This is a genomic window from Roseomonas sp. OT10 (genome assembly GCF_020991085.1).
Lineage (GTDB): Bacteria > Pseudomonadota > Alphaproteobacteria > Acetobacterales > Acetobacteraceae > Roseomonas > Roseomonas cutis.
Genome location: NZ_CP087719.1, coordinates 1,125,462 through 1,144,616 on the forward strand (window position 1 = coordinate 1,125,462; position 19,155 = coordinate 1,144,616).

Annotated in this window: 22 protein-coding genes; 9 read left to right on the forward strand and 13 right to left on the reverse strand. The window is 74.2% G+C overall.

What is annotated here, in order from left to right; genetic code table 11:
- Positions 1 to 127 precede the first annotated feature (127 nt).
- Positions 128 to 1,402 carry a LysM peptidoglycan-binding domain-containing protein gene (locus LPC08_RS05140; protein ID WP_230451658.1) on the forward strand — a complete coding sequence of 425 codons (1,275 nt, stop codon included), beginning with the start codon at positions 128 to 130 and terminating at the stop codon, positions 1,400 to 1,402.
- On the opposite strand, the gene LPC08_RS05145 is transcribed toward LPC08_RS05140, so the two are convergent.
- Entirely contained in the window at positions 1,327 to 1,800 is a 474-nt protein-coding gene (locus tag LPC08_RS05145) for a hypothetical protein (protein ID WP_230451659.1), read from the reverse strand. The genes LPC08_RS05140 and LPC08_RS05145 overlap by 76 nt on opposite strands.
- Positions 1,801 to 1,849: 49 nt before the next feature.
- On the opposite strand from LPC08_RS05145, the gene LPC08_RS05150 reads away from it, so the two are divergent.
- The 3 genes from LPC08_RS05150 to LPC08_RS05160 all read left to right on the forward strand — a co-directional run bounded on the left by LPC08_RS05150 (position 1,850) and on the right by LPC08_RS05160 (position 3,944).
- Positions 1,850 to 2,593, forward strand: coding sequence for a phosphatidylserine decarboxylase (locus tag LPC08_RS05150; protein ID WP_230451660.1), 744 nt, complete (start codon positions 1,850 to 1,852; stop codon positions 2,591 to 2,593).
- The gene (locus LPC08_RS05155) at positions 2,590 to 3,483 is read left to right on the forward strand and encodes a CDP-alcohol phosphatidyltransferase family protein (RefSeq protein ID WP_230451661.1); all 894 of its coding nucleotides are present in this window, start codon (positions 2,590 to 2,592) and stop codon (positions 3,481 to 3,483) included. Before LPC08_RS05150 ends, LPC08_RS05155 begins: the two co-directional genes overlap by 4 nt.
- A gap of 107 nt (positions 3,484 to 3,590) precedes the next feature.
- On the forward strand, positions 3,591 to 3,944 hold the full coding sequence (locus LPC08_RS05160; protein ID WP_230451662.1) for a protein-tyrosine phosphatase family protein: 354 nt from the start codon (positions 3,591 to 3,593) through the stop codon (positions 3,942 to 3,944).
- Here LPC08_RS05160 and LPC08_RS05165 read toward each other — a convergent pair.
- From LPC08_RS05165 to LPC08_RS05190, 6 genes are all read right to left on the reverse strand, one after another.
- On the reverse strand, positions 3,908 to 4,726 hold the full coding sequence (locus LPC08_RS05165; RefSeq protein ID WP_230451663.1) for an MBL fold metallo-hydrolase: 819 nt from the start codon (positions 4,724 to 4,726) through the stop codon (positions 3,908 to 3,910). The genes LPC08_RS05160 and LPC08_RS05165 overlap by 37 nt on opposite strands.
- Positions 4,727 to 4,851: 125 nt before the next feature.
- Positions 4,852 to 5,235 (reverse strand): VOC family protein, encoded by a 384-nt coding sequence (locus LPC08_RS05170; protein WP_230451664.1) that lies wholly within the window; start codon positions 5,233 to 5,235, stop codon positions 4,852 to 4,854.
- A gap of 22 nt (positions 5,236 to 5,257) precedes the next feature.
- Positions 5,258 to 6,502, reverse strand: coding sequence for a CaiB/BaiF CoA transferase family protein (locus LPC08_RS05175; protein ID WP_230451665.1), 1,245 nt, complete (start codon positions 6,500 to 6,502; stop codon positions 5,258 to 5,260).
- Entirely contained in the window at positions 6,499 to 7,269 is a 771-nt protein-coding gene (locus tag LPC08_RS05180) for a CoA-transferase (protein ID WP_230451666.1), read from the reverse strand. Before LPC08_RS05180 ends, LPC08_RS05175 begins: the two co-directional genes overlap by 4 nt.
- Complete coding sequence (locus LPC08_RS05185) at positions 7,266 to 8,087, reverse strand: CoA transferase subunit A (RefSeq protein ID WP_230451667.1); 822 nt, start codon at positions 8,085 to 8,087, stop codon at positions 7,266 to 7,268. The genes LPC08_RS05180 and LPC08_RS05185 overlap by 4 nt, the downstream gene beginning before the upstream one ends.
- A gap of 481 nt (positions 8,088 to 8,568) precedes the next feature.
- Complete coding sequence (locus LPC08_RS05190; protein ID WP_230451668.1) at positions 8,569 to 9,732, reverse strand: acyl-CoA dehydrogenase family protein; 1,164 nt, start codon at positions 9,730 to 9,732, stop codon at positions 8,569 to 8,571.
- Positions 9,733 to 9,934: 202 nt separating this feature from the next.
- On the opposite strand from LPC08_RS05190, the gene LPC08_RS05195 reads away from it, so the two are divergent.
- Complete coding sequence (locus tag LPC08_RS05195) at positions 9,935 to 10,627, forward strand: winged helix-turn-helix transcriptional regulator (protein ID WP_230451669.1); 693 nt, start codon at positions 9,935 to 9,937, stop codon at positions 10,625 to 10,627.
- Positions 10,628 to 10,637: 10 nt separating this feature from the next.
- Positions 10,638 to 11,267 (forward strand): GNAT family N-acetyltransferase, encoded by a 630-nt coding sequence (locus LPC08_RS05200; protein ID WP_230451670.1) that lies wholly within the window; start codon positions 10,638 to 10,640, stop codon positions 11,265 to 11,267.
- Here the strand turns inward: LPC08_RS05200 and LPC08_RS05205 are convergent.
- The 3 genes from LPC08_RS05205 to LPC08_RS05215 all read right to left on the reverse strand — a co-directional run bounded on the left by LPC08_RS05205 (position 11,245) and on the right by LPC08_RS05215 (position 14,366).
- Positions 11,245 to 12,096 carry a PhzF family phenazine biosynthesis protein gene (locus LPC08_RS05205; RefSeq protein ID WP_230451671.1) on the reverse strand — a complete coding sequence of 284 codons (852 nt, stop codon included), beginning with the start codon at positions 12,094 to 12,096 and terminating at the stop codon, positions 11,245 to 11,247. The two genes, LPC08_RS05200 and LPC08_RS05205, sit on opposite strands and share 23 nt — an antisense overlap.
- 79 nt (positions 12,097 to 12,175) lie before the next feature.
- Positions 12,176 to 13,414 carry a hypothetical protein gene (locus LPC08_RS05210; protein ID WP_230451672.1) on the reverse strand — a complete coding sequence of 413 codons (1,239 nt, stop codon included), beginning with the start codon at positions 13,412 to 13,414 and terminating at the stop codon, positions 12,176 to 12,178.
- A gap of 7 nt (positions 13,415 to 13,421) precedes the next feature.
- Positions 13,422 to 14,366 carry a DMT family transporter gene (locus LPC08_RS05215; protein ID WP_230451673.1) on the reverse strand — a complete coding sequence of 315 codons (945 nt, stop codon included), beginning with the start codon at positions 14,364 to 14,366 and terminating at the stop codon, positions 13,422 to 13,424.
- 191 nt (positions 14,367 to 14,557) lie between these two features.
- Between LPC08_RS05215 and LPC08_RS05220 the strand changes: the two genes are divergently transcribed.
- Complete coding sequence (locus LPC08_RS05220) at positions 14,558 to 15,052, forward strand: flavin reductase (RefSeq protein WP_230451674.1); 495 nt, start codon at positions 14,558 to 14,560, stop codon at positions 15,050 to 15,052.
- A gap of 230 nt (positions 15,053 to 15,282) precedes the next feature.
- On the opposite strand, the gene LPC08_RS05225 is transcribed toward LPC08_RS05220, so the two are convergent.
- Entirely contained in the window at positions 15,283 to 16,410 is a 1,128-nt protein-coding gene (locus LPC08_RS05225; RefSeq protein ID WP_230451675.1) for a branched-chain amino acid ABC transporter substrate-binding protein, read from the reverse strand.
- Positions 16,411 to 16,597: 187 nt separating this feature from the next.
- On the opposite strand from LPC08_RS05225, the gene LPC08_RS05230 reads away from it, so the two are divergent.
- Positions 16,598 to 17,104, forward strand: a complete 507-nt coding sequence (locus tag LPC08_RS05230) for a hypothetical protein (protein WP_230451676.1) — start codon at positions 16,598 to 16,600, stop codon at positions 17,102 to 17,104.
- Positions 17,101 to 17,592, forward strand: a complete 492-nt coding sequence (locus tag LPC08_RS05235; RefSeq protein WP_230451677.1) for a DUF421 domain-containing protein — start codon at positions 17,101 to 17,103, stop codon at positions 17,590 to 17,592. The genes LPC08_RS05230 and LPC08_RS05235 overlap by 4 nt, the downstream gene beginning before the upstream one ends.
- On the opposite strand, the gene LPC08_RS05240 is transcribed toward LPC08_RS05235, so the two are convergent.
- Both LPC08_RS05240 and LPC08_RS05245 read right to left on the reverse strand, forming a co-directional pair.
- Positions 17,577 to 18,314 carry an ABC transporter ATP-binding protein gene (locus tag LPC08_RS05240; RefSeq protein ID WP_441295831.1) on the reverse strand — a complete coding sequence of 246 codons (738 nt, stop codon included), beginning with the start codon at positions 18,312 to 18,314 and terminating at the stop codon, positions 17,577 to 17,579. The genes LPC08_RS05235 and LPC08_RS05240 overlap by 16 nt on opposite strands.
- Positions 18,311 to 19,150 (reverse strand): ABC transporter ATP-binding protein, encoded by an 840-nt coding sequence (locus LPC08_RS05245; protein ID WP_230451678.1) that lies wholly within the window; start codon positions 19,148 to 19,150, stop codon positions 18,311 to 18,313. The genes LPC08_RS05240 and LPC08_RS05245 overlap by 4 nt, the downstream gene beginning before the upstream one ends.
- Positions 19,151 to 19,155: the final 5 nt, after the last annotated feature.

Consider the following 19,155-nt stretch of genomic DNA (forward strand, 5'->3'; position numbering starts at 1 on the left):
GCGGCGGGGCCGGCCCGCACGCCCCGGATGTGGGCCCCGCGCATGGCGGCACGGCGGTCGGAAACCCAGCGCCGACAGGCCGTTGTGCCCTTGCGATGGGTGGTCGCGGGGACGTAGTTACGGAAGCATGAACCCCGCGACACGCATTCCGCTGCTGGTCGCACCGCTGCTCGTCGGCGGTGCCGCAGCGGCCGCGTGGCTCGCATGGCCCTACCTCTCCCTGCGGCCGGCGACGCCCATCCTGGCGCCGCTGCCGCCCGCCGCCACGACCGCGTCGCCACCCGCCACGCCGCCGTCCATCCGGTCGGCGGTGCCCGGCGGCGCGGGGTCCGGGGCCACCGTGCCGGAGAGCAGCCCGGTGGCGGCACGCCCGGCGGTGCCGGGGACGCGCCGGCTGGAGCCGCCACGCTTCGACATCGTCCGCGTGGGCGCGCGCGGCACCGCCGTGGTCGCCGGCCGGGCCATGCCGGGGGTGGAGGTCATCCTCTACCAGGGCGGGCAGGAGATCGGCCGGGCCCGCGCCGACCAGCGCGGCGAATGGGTCATCCTGCCGGATGCGCGGATGGGCGTCGGGGCGCACGAGCTGTCCCTGCGCGCCCGCCTGCCCGACGGGCAGGAGATCGGCGGCACCGACACGGCGGTGGTGGTGGTTCCCGACACCCCCGCCCTGGCCGCCACCCGTGCCGCCGGGGAGCGGGCGGCCGCTGCGGCCGCCGAGCCTGCGCCGCCCGCCAGCCCGCCCGGCAGCAGCCGGCAGGAGGCCGCGGCGGCACCGGGGCCGGCGGCGGCCGAGGCGCCGGTCCCAGGCCCGACCGTGCTGCTGCTGCCCACCGGTTCCGGCGCCGCGCCGCGGCCGCTGCAGGGCGGCAACGGCCGCGCGGCCACGCTGGGGATCGATATCGTCGACTACGACGACCAGGGGAACATGCGCTTCGCCGGCAGCGCTCCGGCCGGCGCTCAGCTTCGCGTCTATGCCGATGACCGGCATGTGGGCGACGTGCGGACCGATGAATCCGGCCGCTGGAGCCTGGCGCCCGAGACGGCACCCGCCCCGGGCCGGCATCGGCTGCGGGTGGACCAGCTTCCGGCCGATGGCGCCGCGCCGCGGGCGGGCCAAGCGGGCTCCGCCGTGGCCGCGCGGGTGGAGGTGGCCTTCCAGCGCGAGGCCCTGCCCGCCGGCACGGTGCGCGACGGCCGCGTGGTGGTGCAGCCGGGCCAGAACCTCTGGCGCCTGGCGCGGGAGGCTTACGGGCGCGGCACCCGCTACACGGTGATCTACGGGGCGAATCGCGGCCAGATCCGCGATCCCCGCCTGATCTATCCCGGTCAGGTGCTGGACCTGCCCGGCTCGGGCGCGGAGGGCGCCGCCGCTAGCCCCGAGGCTTCCAGCCGCTCCAGATAGGGGTCGAGCGCCAGGACGAAGTGCACCATGGCCGCCACCAGCCCGGTTGCCGTGGCGGCGCCCGGGAGGATCGCCCTCGCCGCCAGCCGGATGCGGTGGTCCGGCCGCAGCGCCAGGGCCCAGCCCGGCGGCAGCTCCGCCGGCAGGCGCGCCAGGGTCTCCAGCGCCGCGCCACGCGCGCGCGGTGCCTCCACCGTGTAGGGCACCCGCCCGGCCTCGGCGGAGAGGCCCAGCCCGTCAGCTTCCAGCACGGCCGTGCAGGGCCGGCCCCGCCAGGCGAAGCGCAGCGCCGCGGGGTGGTCGGGGCCGCGCGGGGCGATGCGTCCGTCGCGGCCCACGGTGAAGGCGCCGAGCGCCATGTCCGGCTTGGCACGGGATGGGGGGGAGGGGCCAGGCATGGCGGACAGGGTTGTCCCGCCCCGGTGAACAGACGATAACCGCGGCGACATGTCCCTCGTTCAAAGCGTGAAAATGGTGCTGGCCCCGCCGCATCCGGCGGGCCGGCCCTTCCTGTACGGCGGCATCGCCGTCGCCGTGATCGGCGGCCTGCTGGCCGGCGGCTGGCTGTTCTGGCCCAGCCTGCTGTTCACGCTGTTCTGCCTCTACTTCTTCCGCGACCCCGAACGGGTCACGCCCGGCAGGCCCGGACTGCTGGTCGCCCCGGCGGATGGCCGCGTCGTCTCCGTGGCGCCGGTCGTGCCGCCGGAGGAGCTGGATCTGGGCGCGGAGCCGCGCTGGCGGGTGGGGATCTTCCTCTCGGTGCTGGACGTGCACGTGAACCGCGCCCCGGTGGACGGGGTGGTGACGCGAATCGCCTACCACCGCGGCAAGTTCCTCAATGCCAGCCTGGACAAGGCCAGCGAGGACAACGAGCGCAACGCCCTGGCCATGCGGCTGGACGACGGCACCACCATCGCCGTGGTGCAGATCGCGGGGCTGATCGCGCGACGCATCCTCTGCGACGTGCGGCAGGGCCAGCGCCTCTCCGCCGGGGAGCGCTTCGGCATCATCCGCTTCGGCAGCCGCACCGACCTCTACCTGCCGCCCGGCGTGCGCCCGCTGGTGGAACCCGGGCAGATCATGATCGGGGGCGAGACGGTGATCGCCGATACCACGCAGCCAGTGGCCGCCCCGGTCGTTGCCCGCTCGTCCGGTGACGATCCGCCGGGGGTGCCGCTGGGGGTGGGATGAGCGACGAGACGGCCACGCCGGCCGGCCAGGTCATGGAGGCGACGGAAGGTCGGCCGCGGCGCCGGCGCTTCCGCCTGCCGCGCCGCCGCGAGCGGCGCCCGGGCTGGTCCTTCAACCGGCTGCTGCCCAACATCCTGACCATGCTGGCGCTCTGCGCCGGGCTGACCGCCGTGCGCTTCGCCTTCGACGGGCGGTGGGAACCGGCACTGACGCTGATCGTCGTGGCGGGCTTCATCGACGGCATCGACGGCCGCCTCGCCCGGCTGCTGAAGGCGACCAGCCGCTTCGGCGCGGAATTCGACAGCCTGTCCGACTTCCTCTGCTTCGGCGTGGCGCCCGCGCTGATCCTCTACCTGTGGACGTTGAAGGACGCGCGGGGCTTCGGCTTCATCCCCTGCCTGCTGTTTGCCGTCTGCATGGCGTTGCGCCTCGCCCGCTTCAACGCGGCGATCGACGCGCCGGGCCCGGGAGGCGCGCCGAAGCCGGCCTATGCCTCGAACTTCTTCACCGGCGTCCCCGCACCCTCCGGCGCCGGGCTGGCGCTGTTCCCGATCTTCGCCTCGCTGGCCTTCGAGGGCTGGGGCTTCCTCGGCACCGCCGCCGCGCTGCGCCACCCCCTCTTCGTCGCGCCGCTGCTCGTCGTGGTGGCGGGGCTGCTGGTGTCCACCCTGCCGACCTGGTCGTTCAAGAAGGTGAAGATCGCGCGCGAGGTGGCGTTGCTGCTGCTTCTCGGCGCCGCGGCCTATGCCGCGCTGCTGGTGGCGGAGCCCTGGGCGGCGCTGGCCGCGGCGGGGTTGATCTACGCCGCCATGATCCCCGTCGCCGGGGCCTCCTATCACCGGCAGAAGCGGATGGCGGAGAGCACCGTGCCGGCCACCGTCGCGGAGTGAGCGGCGGGGGAGCGGAGCCGGGTCCGGCCGGGCCTGTTCCCCCCGGGCTCGATCTCCCCGGCCTGGGCCGGGTCCTGGCCGGCCCGTTCACGCGCTGCCCACCAGGGGTGTTCGGCCTCTGCCTGGATGGGGATTCGCCGGCCCGGCACCGTGCCGACCTGCTGCTCCCGGTGCCGGATTTCGGCCTGCCGCCCGACCTGCCGGGCTGGGAGGCGGCCCTGCGCGCGGTGGCCGTCGCGCTGCGCGACGGGCGCGGCGCCTATGTCGGCTGCCGTGCCGGGCTGGGGCGGACGGGACTGGCGCTGGCCTGCCTCGCCCGGATGGCGGGGGTGGCGGATGACCCCGTGGCCTTCGTGCGCGCCGGCTACGACCCGCGCGCGGTCGAGACGCCGGAGCAGGAAGCCTTCGCCCGGGCCTTCCGGCCTCAGCCGTTGCCGGGGCTGTCCAGCAGCTCGACGTAGCGCGCGGCGGAGCGGGCGACGATCCCCGGCCCGTCCGCCGCCACCTCCTGCCCCAGGAAGGCGCCGTAGATCCGCTCGTAGCGCAACGGCGCGAGGCGGGCGGCCATGCGCCGGACCTCGGCGGCGGGCAAGGGCATCATGTTCGGGTAGCTCCACAGGAAGGAGACCCGCTTCGCCCCCGGCGCGACCTGCACGATGTCACCCGCCATCAGCGCCCCGGCGCCGTCCGCCGTGCCCGGCCAGTGCAGCACCGTGCCGCCGGGGAAGTGCCCGCCCAGCCGGTGCAGCGTGAGGCCGGGCCACAGCGCCATCTCGTCGCCCTCCCAGAAGGTCAGGGACGGATCGGGCCGCATCACCCATTCCCGGTCGCGGGCGTGCAAATAGACCGGCGCCCCGAAGGCGGCCGCCCAGTCCTGCATGGTCGTGTAGTAGTGCGGGTGGGAGATGGCGATGGCGCGGATTCCGCCCAGGGCGCGGATGATCTCCTCCGTGGCCGCGTCGAACAGGGCGATGCAGTCCCACAGCACGTTGCCCTGCGGCGTGCGGATCAGCCAGGCGCGCTGGTTGATGCCGAAGGCGGGCAGGGTCTGGAGGCAGAACAGGTCCGGCTCGTACCGCTTCCAAGCGTTGCGGTGCGCCTTCGGCAGGTCCTCGCGCGCGATCCAGTTCTGGCCGGAGAGCGGCACGTACTGCCGCTCCTCGTCGCAGATGGTGCAATGCGCGGGGAGAAGCGGCGCGTCGGGGTAGGAGGTTCCGCAGGCCGTGCACAGGAAGACGGTCATCCGATCGCTCCGTTCGAGAGGGCCGCCCCGGGGGACGGCCCGGGCGCGGGCGCCGCCTTGGTCACGCCCCAGGCAAGATCCGGACCGGCGGCCCCCGGCAGCCCGCCTCCGCCAGCCTGCCCCTGTCAGCCCGTCTTGCGTTCCAGCAGCTCGATGCGGATCTTCTCCGGCCCCTCGATGAAGGCGATCTTCAGCACGGGGCTCATCTCCTTCGGCTCCATCACGAAGGTCACGCCCTTCGCCTTCAGCCGTGCCGCCTCCGCCTCGATGTCGGGCACGCGCAGGCCGATATGCTCGTAGCCCAGGAAGGGCGGCGTGGGCGGGGCGGCGGTGTCGGCCGGCACCTCCTCGATGAACAGCGGCATCCCGTCCAGCTTCAGGACGACGCGCAGCTTGTCGCCGTTCATCACCTCGCCCGTCTGCGCCGCGCCGAACATCTCGACGAAGAAGGCGGCGGTGGCGCGCGGGTCGGGGCTGCGCAGGTGGATGTGGTCCCAGGTGTAGCTCATCGGTGTTCCTGTCTTCGGGGGTTCAGCGCCGGGTGCCGACCAGCACGCCCTGCGCCGCGAGTTCCGCGATCTCCGCCTCGCTGAAGCCGTGCTCGGCCAGGACGGCGGCGCCGTCCGCGTTGAACTGCGGCGGGGCGCTGCGGGCGCCGCCGGGGGTGCGGGACAGCTTGATCGGCGAGTTCAGCCCGCGGAACCAGCCGATCTCCGCCACCATGTCGCGCGCGGCGGTGTGGGGGGCGGCCAGCGCCTCGTCCACATGCAGCACCGGCCCGGCGGGGACGCCCGCGCGGATCAGGCGGTCGGACAGGTCGTGCCCGTCCTCTGCTGCCAGCCGCTCCTCCAGGATGGCGTCCAGCGCCGGCCGGTTCTCCACGCGCAGCGCGTTGGTCGTGAAGCGAGGGTCCCCCGGCAGCGCGTCCAGCCCGAGGAAGGCGCAGAAGCGGCGGAAGGTCGGGTCGTTGCCGCAGGCGACGAAGATGTCGCAGGTGCCGGTGCGGAAGCGCGAATAAGGGCTGATGTTCGGATGCGCGTTGCCGGTGGCGGCGGGGCGGCGCCCGTTCAGCAGGTGGTTCGCCGCCTGGGGATGCAGCAGCGACAGGCCGCAATCGTAGAGCGTCATGTCCAGGTACTGGCCGCGCCCGGACCGCTCGCGCTCCTGCAAGGCCATCAGGATACCGATGGCGGAGTAGAGCCCGGTGGCGAGATCGACGACCGGCGTGCCCATGCGCAGCGGGCCGGTGGAGGCATCGCCGTTGATCGACATCAGCCCCGCCATGGCCTGGATCACCGCGTCGTAGCCCGGCAGCCCGCCCAGCGGTCCGTCCCCGCCGAAGCCGGAGACGCGGCAATGCACCAGGCGAGGGAAGCGCGCCTCCAGCACCTCCGCATAGCCCAGCCCCCATTTCTCCATGCTGCCGGGCTTGTAGTTCTCGATCAGCACGTCCGCGCCGTCGAGCAGGCGCAGCAGCACGGCGCGGCCCTCGGGCTTCGACAGGTCCAGCGCCAGGGAGCGCTTGTTGCGGTTCACGCCGATGTAGTAGCTGGCGTCCTTCTCCCCGTCCGGATGGGCGTGGAAGGGCGGGCCCCAGTGGCGCACCTCGTCGCCCTGCGGCGGCTCGATCTTGATGACCTCCGCGCCGTGGTCGGAGAGGATCATGGTGCAGTACGGCCCGCCCAGGACCCGCGTCAGGTCGATCACCTTCAGCCCGGCCAGGGCACCGGGCGAGAGGGCCCGGGGGGTTGGGGCACCGGTCGGGGCATCGGTCACGCGGCGGGGACTCCCTCGGGGGTTCGGTCGAAGATCCGGGCGCAGAAGGCGGGGTAGGTCTCGCGCAGCTCGGCGGCCACCGGGCCGCGCAGCAGGGCCAGCTCCTCCGGCGTCGGGTCGGGGGTCCGCGGCACCTGCGCCGGTTCGTCGTAGTCGAAGCCGGTGGCGGCGCGGACGCTCTCCACCGTCTCGCCGGGATGCAGGCTGACGAGCGCGAAGCGGCCGCGCGCCGCGTCGAAGCGGAAGACGCAGCGCCCCGTCACCAGCGCCTGCGCCGTGCCGCGCCGGAACACGCCCGGTTCCGAGACGCCGGGGGCGGAGACGTGCTCGACGCGCGGCACCAGCACGCGGGGGCTGTGCTCCTCGCGGAACAGCAGGGTACGCGGGACCATGAAGTAGAGGTAGGCGCTGCCGAAGCTGCCGGGGAAGCGCACCGTGGTGCCGGGCCAGTCGCCCGTGCCGATCAGGTTCAGGTTGGCCTGTCCGTCGATCTGCCCGCCGCCGAGGAAGAACAGGTCGATCCGCCCCTGGCCGGCGAGGTCGAACAGCTCGCGCGAGCCCTCGGTGAAGGGATTGCCGCGGCGCCGGTGCAGCAGGGAGAGGCGGATGGGGTGGCCCTGCTTCGCGGCCAGCCAGCAGGCGGCGGCGGGGATGGGCGAGGCGGCGCCGACCGCCGCGTGCCGCACGGGGGGCAGCGACGGGTCGAGGATCAGCCGCGCCAGCGTGGCGGCGAGGCGTTCCTCCGGCAGGACGGGCGGGACGGTCATGCCGCGGCCCGCTCCGGCGTCAGGACGTTCGCCTCCAGCCATGCCCGAAAACCCTCATCCGTGCGGGCGGCGCGGGCATAGGCGGCGACGTAGGATTCGTCCGGCCCGTACTCGTCCAGCAGCGCCACCGGATGCGCGCCGAGCACGGCGACGGCGACGGCATCGACATAGGCGGCCGAGATCGTCCCGGGCGCGAGGCGCTCATCCTCCAGGAAGTCCGTCTCCACCACCCGCTCCACCGTGGCCAGCAGGCGCTTCGACGCATGCGCCAGCGTCGCGCATTCCCGCCGCCGCCCGACCCAGAGGTTGCCGTTCCGGTCGGCCATGACGGCATGGATCGCGCCGATGTCCGGCGAGAGCGCGGGCAGCAGCACGATGGGATCGGGCATGTCGGAAAGCGGATTCTGCACCACCGTCCAGTCCGGCCGGTGTGCCAGGATGTCGGAGCCGATCAGCCCGCGCAGGGGCAGGAAGGGCACGCCCTTCTCCGCCGCCTGGAGCATGGTGTGCATCGCCGGACAGGTGGCGTCGCGCAGACGGATCGTCCCCGCCCGCACGGCGGCCGAGAAGCGCGGGGCGAAGCCGGCCTCGCCCAGCGAGACGGCGGAGGTCTCCACCTCCGCGACGCAGCCGGCGCCGATCAGCAGGTCGGTCGCGAAGCCGCTGACCGGCACGCCGACCAGCCGCAGCCCGCGCGCGCCGCGCCGCACCAGCGCCTTGGCCAGCGCGACGGAGGGCAGCGAATTGTCCGGCGGCAGGGCCAGCAGCGCCCCGTCCGGCACGGAGGCGGCCATGGCGTCGAGCGTGACGGGCGTCATCCTGGCTTGGCCTCCTCTCCTGTTCCTGGCCCGACGCCGCCCCGGCCCCGGCCCCGGCCCCGGGCCCGGGCCGCGGAGGGTGGGTCCGACGGCAGGAGGCGTCAATGCGCCCGGTACCCGCTGGCGCGCAGCGCCGGCCGCACAGGCCGCGGAGCGCGGCAGCCACGAAATCCTCGCGGCCCGATTCTGGCGGTGCAGGCTGCGGCGGGGGCGGTGAGCGAGCTGGAGGCTGCGCTCTCCCGTCCCCAGGGAGGTTCGGACGTCGCGGCCCGGGTGGCGCTGTCCCGCGCCGAGGCGGCGGAGACGCGGGAGGAGGATGCGCCCGGCCTCGGCTCCCAGCTGTGGCAGCGCCGGGCGGGGAGCCGGCGGCGCTGCACGCGCGCCGGATGCGGCGCAGCGGCACGGGGTTCTCGCGGCTACGCTGGATCGTGGCCGGGGCGCGGCCGGTCATCCCGGATGGTCTGCCGGCATGACCCGTGGCCTACCAGATCCGCGTCACGTCCTGCCCCAGCGCCATGGCGCCGGCATAGCGGGCCTGCGGGCCGCTTTGCAGGGGGTGGAAGCGCGCGCCCTGGATGTCGCGGAACAGCCGCTCCAGACCGTTCTCCCGCGTGAAGCCCGCGCCGCCGGCGAGTTCCAGGGCAAGTCCCACGGCGCGGATGGCGTTCTCCGCCACCAGGGCACGGCCGATCATCACCTCGTTGACGCTCTCCGCGCCAGGCTTGTTGCGCTCCGCCACCTCCAGCATCCAGCCATGCGCCAACTGTGCCGCGCGCAGCGCCGTGTCCATGCGGCCGGCGAGATGCAGCGAGTCCTCTCCGACCGGGCGCCGCCCCGCCAGACCGATCGCGACATCGCGCGCCCGCTCGGTCACGCCGAGATAGGCGGCGTAGATCAGCGGGAAGGCCAGGGTGGCGATGATCTGGAACAGCGGGTGCCACTCGCCCGCGCGGCGCTTCAGCGCCACCTGCGCATCGGCCACGAAGAGGCCGTCGATCACGATGTCGCCCGATCCGGTGCCTCGCATCCCCAGCGCCCGCCAGTTGTCGAGCACCGTGACCTCCGCGGCCTTCACGGGGGCCGCGAAGTGCAGAACGCTGTCGCCCTCCGCCTCATGCAGCACGGCGCCGGTCATCAGCAGATCACCTGCCGGCCCGCCGGAGGAGAAGGGCTTCCGGGCGAAGACCCGGTAGCCGCCCTCGACGCGGCGCGCCTCGCCCGAGCCGCCGATCCAGTCGGCGCCGCCGCTGGAGAGCAGCACGATCCGCTCCGCCGCGACGCGGCGCAGCAGCGGCTCGACCGCGGCCAGCTTCTGGTGCCGCCAGCGCCAGGCGGGGATGGCCACCTGGTGCGTGTGCATGGCGAAGGCCAGCGCGGTGGAGGAACAGCCATGGGCGAGCCGGCGCAGCATATCTGCCAGCTCGCGTAGCTCCGCGCCGCCGCCGCCCAGCTCCGCGGGGACACCGGCCTCCATCAGCCCGGCCTCCTTCAGCGCGTCGTAGTTGGCGGCGACGAAGCGGTCCGCCCGGTCGTTCTCCGCGGCCTCCGCCGCGAAGCGCGGCACGAGCCGTTCCGCCCGGTCGGCGAGGGTGCCGCGGCCGGACGGCCCGCTGACGATGGGTTGGTGCTCGAGGGTGTCGGTCATGTCCGTTGCCTTCTCCCGGATGAAGGAGACGGCATGGTCGTTCTGTGATTGCAATATATCCAGTTCACGGACTGTACTGGCATGGGCTGCGGGATGCCCGGCGCCGGGCCGGTCGGCCGCGCCCCATATCGGGCCGGCTCCGCGCCGGGTGCACGCCTCCGGCGCCCGGCGCGGAAGGCTTGTGCCGGCCGGGAGAGGGCGCATGAACGAGCAGGGGAGCTACGGTCAGTTCTGCCCGGTCGCCATGGCCGCGGAGATCCTCTGCACCCGCTGGACCATGCTGGTGGTGCGGGAGATGCTCTGCGGCACCACCCGCTTCAACGACCTCCGGCGCGGCGTGCCGCGCATGTCGCCGGCGCTGCTGTCGAAGCGGCTGAAGGAGCTGGAGCGCTCCGGCATCGTCCCCGTGCGGCCGGGCGGGCGCGGCACCCCGGAATACCACCTCTCCGAGGCCGGGGAAGATCTGCGGCCGGTGGTCATGGGCTTCGGCGGCTGGGGCCAGCGCTGGGTGGAATCGCAGCTTTCCCTGAAGAATCTCGATCCGTCCCTGCTGATGTGGGACATGCGCCGCCACCTCGATCCCCGGCCACTCCCGGAAGGCCGGTGCACGATTCAGTTCCTGTACCCTGAGCTCCCCGAGGCGCGGCGCCGTTGGTGGCTTGTGGTGGACCAGGGCATGGTGGACCTGTGCAACGTCGATCCCGGATTCGAGGTCGACCTGCTGGTGACGGGGCCGCTGCGCAGCATGACGGCGGTCTGGATGGGGATCTCCACCGTGCGTCGGGAGGTGGAGGAGGGGCGGCTCTCCGTCGACGGCGACCCTCGCCTCGCCGGGTCGATGCAGCGCTGGCTCGGCCTCAGCCCCTTCGCGGGCGAAACCCGCCGCCGCCCCTGAGCCTGCTGGCATGATCCTGGAAGCTTCCCGCCTCATCCTCCGTCCCTGGTGCGCCGCGGACCGCGAGCCCTTCGCGGCGCTGAACGCGGAGCCGGCGGTGCAACGGCACCTGCTGCCGCTGGACCGCGCCGGCTACGACGCCATGCTCGACCGGATCGACGCGCATTTCGCCACGCATGGCTGGGGCTTCTGGGCGGTGGAGCACCGGGCGGAGGGCGTCCTGATCGGGCTCTGCGGCCTGGCCCGCATCCCCTGGGAGGCGGAGTTCACCCCGGCGGTGGAGATCGGCTGGCGCCTCGCCACGCGCTGGCAGGGCCAGGGGCTGGCGCGGGAGGCGGCGTCGCTCGCGCTCGATGCCGGCTTCGGCCCGATCGGGCTGGAGCGGATCGTCGCCTTCACCGTGCCGGCGAACACGGCCTCCTGGGGGCTGATGGAGCGGCTGGGAATGCGGCGCGGCGGCGAGTTCGGGCATCCGCGCCTGGCGCCCGACCACCCGCAGCACCGTCACCTCTGGTACGAGACGGATGCCGCCGCGTGGCGCGCGGGGCCGGGGCGGAGCGCCGGGGAAGGGCACCGCCCGGGCGGGGAGGGCGGCCCGCCGGCCGGGAGGCCCGGCGTCACAGGCGGGCGCGGCCCGTGATGCAGGTGGTCACCGCGCCGCCGATCCAGATCTCCGCCCCGTCGCGCTCGACGAAGACCCGCCCCTCGCGGCCCAGCACGGTGCCCTGGCTCGCCACGTAGCGGTCGGGGGCGATCCCGGCGCCGATCAGCCAGCGCGCCAGCCCGGCATTGAGGCTGCCGGTCACGGGGTCCTCGTAGCCGCCGGCGGTGAAGGCGCGGACCTCGAACTGCGCCGCCGTCCCGTCCGCCGCCGGGTCCCAGGCCCCGACCAGCCCGATGCGCCGCCGGCCCAGCGCGGCGAAATCCGGCCGCACCGCCAGCACGGCGGCGCGGGAGGGCAACAGCAGGCCGAGCCAGTCCGGCCCGTTCTCCACCCAGGAGGCGGCGAGGACCGATCCCGGCTCCAGGCCCAGGGCGGCGGTGAGGTCGGCGAGCAGCGCCGGCTCCGGCGGCCCCTCCCGCCGCAGCGGCGGCGCGGCGAAGGCGAGGCCGCCGGCGGTGCGCCGGATGCGGACCAGGCCGATGCCGCATTCCTGCACCACCTCCGCGCCGCGCGGCACGCCGCCCGCCTCCAGCCAGGCGTGGCAGCTCCCCAGCGTGGGGTGGCCGGCGAAAGGAAGCTCGCCGAAGGGGGTGAAGATGCGGACACGGTAATCCGCCTCCGGCGTGGTGGGCGGCAGGAGGAAGGTGGTCTCGCTGAGGTTGGTCCAGTTGGCGAAGCGGGCCATCACCGCCTCCTCCAGCCCCTCGGCGCCCAGCACGACGGCGAGCGGATTGCCGCGCAGCGGCCGGTCGGTGAAGACGTCGACCTGCCGGAAGGCAAAGTCCTTCGGGGCGGGATTGGGCATGGGTGCGGCTCCGCTATGGCCTGGCGGCTGTATCCTCGCGGGGATTCCCCGGCCAGGGCCGTGGCAGCGCGGGTCCGTCCTACCGCACCGGATCGAAGGGGCTGGCGCCCAGCGCCGCCAGGGCGGCCCAGCCGGTGGCGCCCAGATGCCCGCGCCGGGGGTAGCGGAAGGGGACGTCGCCGTTCCACATCCCCGTGGTCAGCCAGGGGATGCTGGACGCCTTCACCCACCCGTCGCGCCCCTGGTTCGCCCGCAACGTCGCCAGGAAACGGGCCGCCAGCGGCTCGCGCCCCGTCCGGCGCAGCAGCAACGCCGCCTGGGCCGTGCCCTCAGGCCAGATGCCGTCGCGGTCGTCGTTGAAGTCCAGCCCGTCCAGCTCCGCCGCCGGGGCGCCGGCCGGCAGCCCGTGGCGGGCCAGCACCCAGTCCAGTGCCGTTTCCTGCCCCGGCGCGGTGATTCCCGGCGCCAGCAGCGGCCAGAGGTTGGCGTCGAGCGCGGAGGAACCGTCCACCTCGCCCGCAGGCGAGCGCCCGGCGGCGAAGCGGCCCTCGGCGGGAAGCCACATCGAGCGCACGAAGCCGGCGGCCTTCTCCGCCTCGGCGGTGCGGCCCAGCCGGGCGAAGGCGACGGCGCAGTCCAGGTTCTGCTCGGTGGACAGCCATTCCTGCACCGCCGGCGACGGCTCGTGCCCCAGCGTGCCGCCCGCGAAGCCGCGGGGGCGGGAGAGGTCGCGCGCGATCCAGCCCGCGGCCCGTTCCGCCGCCACGCGGAAGACAGCCCCACCCAGTGCGGTCCACAGCAGGATGGCAAAGGCCACCGGGCCGGTGGCCGAGCCGGCGGCATAGCCGTCCTCGATCCAGGCCCGGCGATCGCGGTCCCACCAGCCGGGTGGCCGGGCGCTGCGGGGCGCCTCGGGGAATAGGCGCCCGGCGGCATAGGCGTTGCGCAGCCGCCCGTCCTGCCAGAAGCGGTCCTGGAGCTGGGCGAGGCGCAGCCCCTCGGCGATCCGCTCCGCCAGGCTGCGCTCGCCCCCCGCCAGCAGGGCCAGGGCGGCGATCGCGTTGTCATAGGCATAGGCGGTCTCGCCATGGCTGCGGTCGAAGGGCTCGCCGCCATCGGCGACGTAGCTCTTCAGCAGCCCGGGGCCATCCAGCGCCGCCGCCGCCGCCCGGATGGGAGCCAGGAAGGCAGGCGCCGCGTCGGCCCAGCCCGCGGCCCGGGCACGGGGCGGCCGCAGGCCGGCGGTCAGGGCGGACAGGGCGAGCAGGCGTCGGGTCACGGGCACGCCCGCCATCTGGCGCGCCCGGCGTGGCGACACCAGGGCATCAGCCCGGGGGGATCGCGTGCTCCCGCTTCACCGTGCCGCTGCGGACCTTCTCGCGGAAGAAGATGAACAGCCCCGCCCCGGTGATCAGCGCCGCGCCCGCCAGCGTGCCGGGTCCCGGCTCCTCGCCGAAGAAGATCGCGCCGAAGGCCAGGGCCCAGACGATCAGCGTGTAGTGGTAGGGCGCGACCACGGAGGCCGGGGCGATCAGCAGGGCCCGGTTGACGCAGGCCATGCCCGCCATCGCCACCACGCCGAGCAGGGCCAGCCGCGCCGTCGTCCCGGCATCGATCGGTGCCCAGTCGCCCGCCAGCACCAGCGCCGCCCCCAGCACCCAGCCGCCGCCGAGCTGCCCGGTCAGCAGCACCCGGTTGTCCGTGCCGGAGAGGCGGCGGGTGATCACCAGCATGAGCGCGTAGACGAGGCTGCCCGCGACCGCCGCCAGCAGGCCGAAGGAGGGCGCGGCGCTGCCCGGCTGCATCGCCAGCACCACCCCGGCGAAGCCCACCAGCACCGCCGCCCAGCGCCGCCAGCCCACGCTTTCGCCCAGCAGCCAGGGCGAGAGGGCGGTCACGTAGATCGGCGCGGCGAGGTAGATGGTCAGCGTCTCGCCCAGCGGCAGGGCGGAGAGGGCGAGGTAGAACAGCGCCACCTCCGCCATCGCCAGCACGATGCGCAGCGCCTGCAGCCCCGGGCGCGGCGCCCGCCGGAAGGGGCCTGCCCCGGCGCGCCACAGCACCGGCGTCAGCAGCACGAAGGCCGCGGTGCTGCGGATCAGCAGGATCTGCCCGATGGTCGCGGCGGCGACGAGGGATTTCCCCAGCGCGTCATTGGCGGCGAAGAGGAAGACGCCGAGCACGGTGAGGCCGATGCCGCGCAGGGCCGGGGAAGCGAGTGCCGGAGAGCCGCCCAGCATGGTGGGCAAGGGGTTCGGGATGGGCGGCATGGGTCCTGGCGTTCCTTGGCCGCGCGGCACGCCACCCGGCGGCCGGTGATAGGCCGCCGGACGGGGCGCTCCAAGCCCCTCCGCGCCGGCGCGAGGCCGCCCGGCCTGTTCATCGCCGTGGTGCGATGCCACATGACCAGGCGCGACCCCAGCCGGCCCGGACCTTCCGGCGGGGGCAGGGAGAGTTGACCATGGACCCCGTCCGTCAGGAGTTCCGCGACGCGATGGCGCGCCTGGGCGCCGCGGTGAACATCGTGACCTCCGACGGCGCCGCCGGCCCGGCCGGCTTTACGGCGAGCGCGGTGTGCAGCGTGACGGACGATCCGCCGACCCTGCTGGTCTGCATGAACCGGAGCAGCAGCCTGAACCCCATCGTCAAGGCGAACGGCGTCTTCTGCGTCAACGTGCTCTCGGCCCGGCAGCAGGGGCTGTCGCGCGCCTTCGCCTCCTCGCGGGGGATACCGATGGCCGACCGCTTCGCCGAGCCCGGCTGGGACCGGCTGGTCACCGGCTCGCCCGCTTCGCGCGGGGCGGTGGCCTCGGTCGATTGCGAGATCGAGGAGGTGCTGGAGAAGGGCACCCACAGCGTGCTGTTCGGCGCGGTCAAGGCCATACGCCTCAACCCGCCGGAGGACGTGCTGATCTGGTGGGCGCGCGACTACCGGGTGCTCAGCGGCGCCGCCTGACCGGCTCCGGGAATGAAAAAGGCCCCGGGGTCACCCCCGGGGCCTTCCATTGCGGTGGCCGAGGCCGGCCCGCCCGAACTCAGAATCCCGCCGCGAGCGTGGCGACGGCAGTGATCCGGTCCGCGGGCCGAGCGCCCGACATCAGGCAATGAGACACTGGATCACCTCCTTTCGGTTGTTGACGACGGCCAGGGATGTGGCGACGGCCCCCCGCCGCCACAAGGCCCGCCTCACATCTGGGCGTAGGAGCCGTTCTTCCAGACGTAGAAGACGTAGTCCGCCACCGTCGGGTCGCCCTTGGGCGTGAAGCTGATCGGGCCCAGCACCGTCTGCCACGGGCCGCCGGACTTGATCGTCTCCGCCACCTTGCGCGGGTCGGTGCTGTTGGCCTTCTTCGCCGCCTCGGCCCAGACCTGCACGGCGGCATAGGTGTAGAGGGTGTAGCCCTCCGGATCGACGTTGCGCGCCTTGAAGGCCTGCACCACCTCCGCCGCCGTCGGGCGCGTGCGCACGTCGGGCGAGAAGGTCATCAGCGTGCCCTCGCCGGCCGGGCCGGTGATCTGCCAGAACTCGTTGGTCACCAGCGCGTCGCCGCCGATCAGGGTCACGTCCATCCCCTGCTCCTTGGCCTGGCGCAGGATCAGCCCGGATTCCGTGTGGTAGCCGCCGATGTAGATGACGCCGACATTCGCGGCCTTCAGGCGCGAGACGATGGCGTTGTAGTCGCGCTCGCCCGGGGTGTAGGCGGCATAGATCGCCTCCGTGACCCCCGCCGCGTTCAGCGCCTTCTTGGTCTCGTCCGCCAGACCCTTCCCGTAGGCGGAGTTGTCGTGAAGGATCGCGACGGGCTTGCCCTTGAAGCGCTCGGCGATGAACTTGCCGGCCACCGCGCCCTGCTGGTCGTCGCGGCCGCAGGTGCGGAAGGTGTTCCAGCCGCCCTGCTCGGTATAGGCGGGGTTGGTGGAGGCGGGGCTGATCTGCAGCACGCCCTCCTCGCCATAGACCTTGCTCGCCGGGATCGAGGAGCCGGAGCAGAAGTGCCCCGCCATCAGCTTGATGCCGCGCCCCGAAAGCTGGTTCGCCACCGACACCGCCTGGCGCGGGTCGCAGGCGTCGTCGCCCACCTCCAGGATCAGCTGCTGGCCCAGCACGCCGCCCGCCTTGTTGAGGTCGGCCACGACCTGGGTCGCGCCCTCCTTCATCTGCGCGCCGAAGGCGGCGTACTGGCCGGTCATCGGCCCGGCGGTGGCGATGCGGATGCCCGACTGGGCGAGCGCCCCGCGGGTGCCCCCGGCGGCGAGGACCGCGGGCGCGGCCAGGGTCGCGCCGAGCAGGCGGCGCCGGTCGAGAGTGGGCATGGGGGAAGGTCCTCCGTCATCCGTCGGGCCCGTGCGCCGGGCCACCGGCGGGAAGCCTAGAGCAGATCATGCGGGCTCGGAAACGGCCTGGGACAATCCGGAACACGCCGTGTCCGGCTGTTGCCCCGGGGACGGCGCAGGGTGGGAGCCGGGGCAACGAAGGCGTGATCGCGGCGTTGCCGCCTCCATGCCGGATGCCCCTGCCGCCATTGCCGAGATCGAGCGCGAGCATCCGGTGCAGCGGCGCATCTGGGCCGTCTCCCGCCTCGCCTGGTGGGGGATGGGGGCGGTGCTGGCGCTGGCCGGGCTGGGCCTCTTCGGCGACGGCCCCCTGGCCGAGCGGGAGGTGCAGGCGGGCGGCATCCGCCTGACCTACGACCGCTTCCAGCGCGCCGACGCCACGACGGCGGTGGAGATCGCGCTGCCGGCGGGGACGGCACGCGAGGTGCCGCTCTGCCTGGACCACGCCTTCCTCGACGAATGGCGGCTGATGCGGGCGGAGCCGGCGGCGGCGCGGGAGGAGGCGGGGCCGGACGGCCTCTGCCTCACCCTGCTGCGGGCGGAGGATGCGGCCGGGGCGCCGCTGCGCCTGCGCCTCTGGGTGCAGCCGCGCCTGCCGCGGCTCAGCGCCGAAGGGCACCTGCGCGTCGCCGGCGGCCCGCCGCTGCCGCTCGCGGCGGTGGTCTTCCCATGATCGAGACGGTGCTGCGCGCCGCCCTGACCTGGGCCGGGCTGATGGTGCTGCTGCGGCTCTCCGGCCGCCGCACCCTGGGCGAGATGAGCCCGGCCGACTTCGTCGTGCTGCTCATCATCGGCGACATGGTGCAGCAGGGGCTGCTGGGCGACGATGCCAGCCTGACCAGCGGCTTCGTGGTGGTGACGACGCTGCTGCTGCTGACCGTGCTCTACGCCACGGCGAAGGCACGCTGGCCGGGGCTGACGCGGCCGATGGAGGGGGTGCCCACGGTGCTGGTGCGCGAGGGCGTGCCGGATCTGGGGCGGCTGCGCCGCTCGCGCGTCGCGCTGGACGACGTGCTGGAGGCGGCGCGGCAGAACGGCATCGCGGAGCTGGGCGGGGTCCGCTGGGCGATCCTGGAGACCAGCGGCCGGATCAGCATCATCCCGCGCGCCAGCCCCCAGGAGGGCGAGCAGGCGGGCGAGACGAATCACCCACCCAGATAGGCCTCCCGCACCTCCGGCCGGGCCAGCAGCGCGGCGCCGGTATCGGCCATGGTGATGCGCCCGGTGACGAGGACGTAGCCGCGGTGGGCGAGGCGCAGCGCCTGGTTGGCGTTCTGCTCCACCAGCAGCACGGTCAGCCCTTCGGCCCGGTTCAGCTCCCGGATCGCGCCGAAGATCTGCTTGACCACCAGCGGCGCGAGGCCGAGCGAGGGCTCGTCGAGCAGCAGCAGGCGCGGGCGGGACATCAGCGCGCGGGCGATGGCCAGCATCTGCTGCTCGCCGCCCGACAGGGTGCCGCCGCGCTGCGCCTCCCGCTCCTTCAGGCGGGGAAACAGGGCGAAGGCGCGCTCCAGCCCGGGCGCGGGATCGACGCCGAAGGCCTGGGCGCCCATCAGCAGGTTCTCGCGCACGGTCATGCGCGGGAAGACGCGGCGCCCCTCCGGCGACTGCGCGATGCCCAGGCGCGCCACCTGGTGCGGCGGCAGGACGGTGATGTCGCGGCCCTCGAACAGCACCTGCCCCGAACGGGCGCGCGGGCTGCCGAAGATGGTCATCAGCAGCGTGGACTTGCCCGCGCCGTTGGCGCCGATCAGCGTGACGATCTCGCCCGGCGCCACGGCGACGGAGACGCCCTTCAGCGCCTCCACCGCGCCATAGGCGGCGGAGACGCCGCGCAGCTCCAGCATGGGCGTCGCCGGGGCGGGGCGGAGTGCGGCGCTCATGCCGCGGCCTCCGCGCCGGCGGCGTCCGGGTCGTCCTCGTCGCCCTCGCCGAGATAGGCGGCGATCACGGTCGGGTCGCGCCGCACGATGGCCGGCACGTCGTCCGCGATCTTCTTGCCGTATTCCAGCACCACCACCCGGTCGGAGATCCGCATCACCACGCCCATGTCGTGCTCGATCAGCAGGACGGAGCAGCCGGTGTCGCAGATGCGGCGGATCAGCGCGCCGAGCTGCTCGCTCTCGCGCGGGTTCAGCCCCGCCGCCGGCTCGTCCAGGCAGAGCAGGGAGGGGCCGTGCGGCGCGTTGCTGCACATGGCGCGCGCGATCTCCAGCCGCCGCTGGTCGCCATAGGGCAGGGCGCCGGCCGGGTCGTCGGCGCGGTCGGTCAGCCCCGTCTCCTCCAGCCAGCGCAGGGCGCGGCCGATCGCGGCGCGCTCGGCGGCCGGGTAGCCGGAGAGGCCCAGCACCGCGCCGATGCCGAAGCCCGTCGCCCGCATCAGCGCGTTGTGCTGGGCGACGAGCAGGTTCTCCAGCACCGTCATGCCGGCGAAGAGGCGGATGTTCTGGAAGGTGCGCGCCACGCCCGCCTGGGCGATGCGGTGGCCGGCGAGGTCGTGCAGCCCCGCCTCGCCGTGCGGCCCGTGCAGGCGGATGGTGCCGGAGGTGGGGCGGTAGAAGCCGGTGATGCAGTTGAACATCGTCGTCTTGCCGGCGCCGTTGGGACCGATCACCGCGGTGATCTCGCCCCTGGCGGCGGCGAAGGAGACGGCGTTGACGGCGGTGAGGCCGCCGAAGCGCATGGTCAGCGAGTCGACGGTGAGGATGGGATCGCGCATCGGCC

Coding starts and splice junctions, on each gene's coding strand:
- LPC08_RS05220 (WP_230451674.1), top strand. CDS start 14,558: ATGGACCCCGTCCGTCAGGAGTTCCGCGACGCGATGGCGCGCCTGGGC.
- LPC08_RS05140 (WP_230451658.1), top strand. CDS start 128: ATGAACCCCGCGACACGCATTCCGCTGCTGGTCGCACCGCTGCTCGTC.
- LPC08_RS05205 (WP_230451671.1), bottom strand. CDS start 12,096: ATGCCCAATCCCGCCCCGAAGGACTTTGCCTTCCGGCAGGTCGACGTC.
- LPC08_RS05150 (WP_230451660.1), top strand. CDS start 1,850: ATGTCCCTCGTTCAAAGCGTGAAAATGGTGCTGGCCCCGCCGCATCCG.
- LPC08_RS05235 (WP_230451677.1), top strand. CDS start 17,101: ATGATCGAGACGGTGCTGCGCGCCGCCCTGACCTGGGCCGGGCTGATG.
- LPC08_RS05155 (WP_230451661.1), top strand. CDS start 2,590: ATGAGCGACGAGACGGCCACGCCGGCCGGCCAGGTCATGGAGGCGACG.
- LPC08_RS05170 (WP_230451664.1), bottom strand. CDS start 5,235: ATGAGCTACACCTGGGACCACATCCACCTGCGCAGCCCCGACCCGCGC.
- LPC08_RS05180 (WP_230451666.1), bottom strand. CDS start 7,269: ATGACCGTCCCGCCCGTCCTGCCGGAGGAACGCCTCGCCGCCACGCTG.
- LPC08_RS05240 (WP_441295831.1), bottom strand. CDS start 18,314: ATGAGCGCCGCACTCCGCCCCGCCCCGGCGACGCCCATGCTGGAGCTG.
- LPC08_RS05190 (WP_230451668.1), bottom strand. CDS start 9,732: ATGACCGACACCCTCGAGCACCAACCCATCGTCAGCGGGCCGTCCGGC.
- LPC08_RS05195 (WP_230451669.1), top strand. CDS start 9,935: ATGAACGAGCAGGGGAGCTACGGTCAGTTCTGCCCGGTCGCCATGGCC.
- LPC08_RS05165 (WP_230451663.1), bottom strand. CDS start 4,726: ATGACCGTCTTCCTGTGCACGGCCTGCGGAACCTCCTACCCCGACGCG.
- LPC08_RS05225 (WP_230451675.1), bottom strand. CDS start 16,410: ATGCCCACTCTCGACCGGCGCCGCCTGCTCGGCGCGACCCTGGCCGCG.
- LPC08_RS05230 (WP_230451676.1), top strand. CDS start 16,598: ATGCCGGATGCCCCTGCCGCCATTGCCGAGATCGAGCGCGAGCATCCG.
- LPC08_RS05200 (WP_230451670.1), top strand. CDS start 10,638: ATGATCCTGGAAGCTTCCCGCCTCATCCTCCGTCCCTGGTGCGCCGCG.
- LPC08_RS05215 (WP_230451673.1), bottom strand. CDS start 14,366: ATGCCGCCCATCCCGAACCCCTTGCCCACCATGCTGGGCGGCTCTCCG.
- LPC08_RS05145 (WP_230451659.1), bottom strand. CDS start 1,800: ATGCCTGGCCCCTCCCCCCCATCCCGTGCCAAGCCGGACATGGCGCTC.
- LPC08_RS05185 (WP_230451667.1), bottom strand. CDS start 8,087: ATGACGCCCGTCACGCTCGACGCCATGGCCGCCTCCGTGCCGGACGGG.
- LPC08_RS05245 (WP_230451678.1), bottom strand. CDS start 19,150: ATGCGCGATCCCATCCTCACCGTCGACTCGCTGACCATGCGCTTCGGC.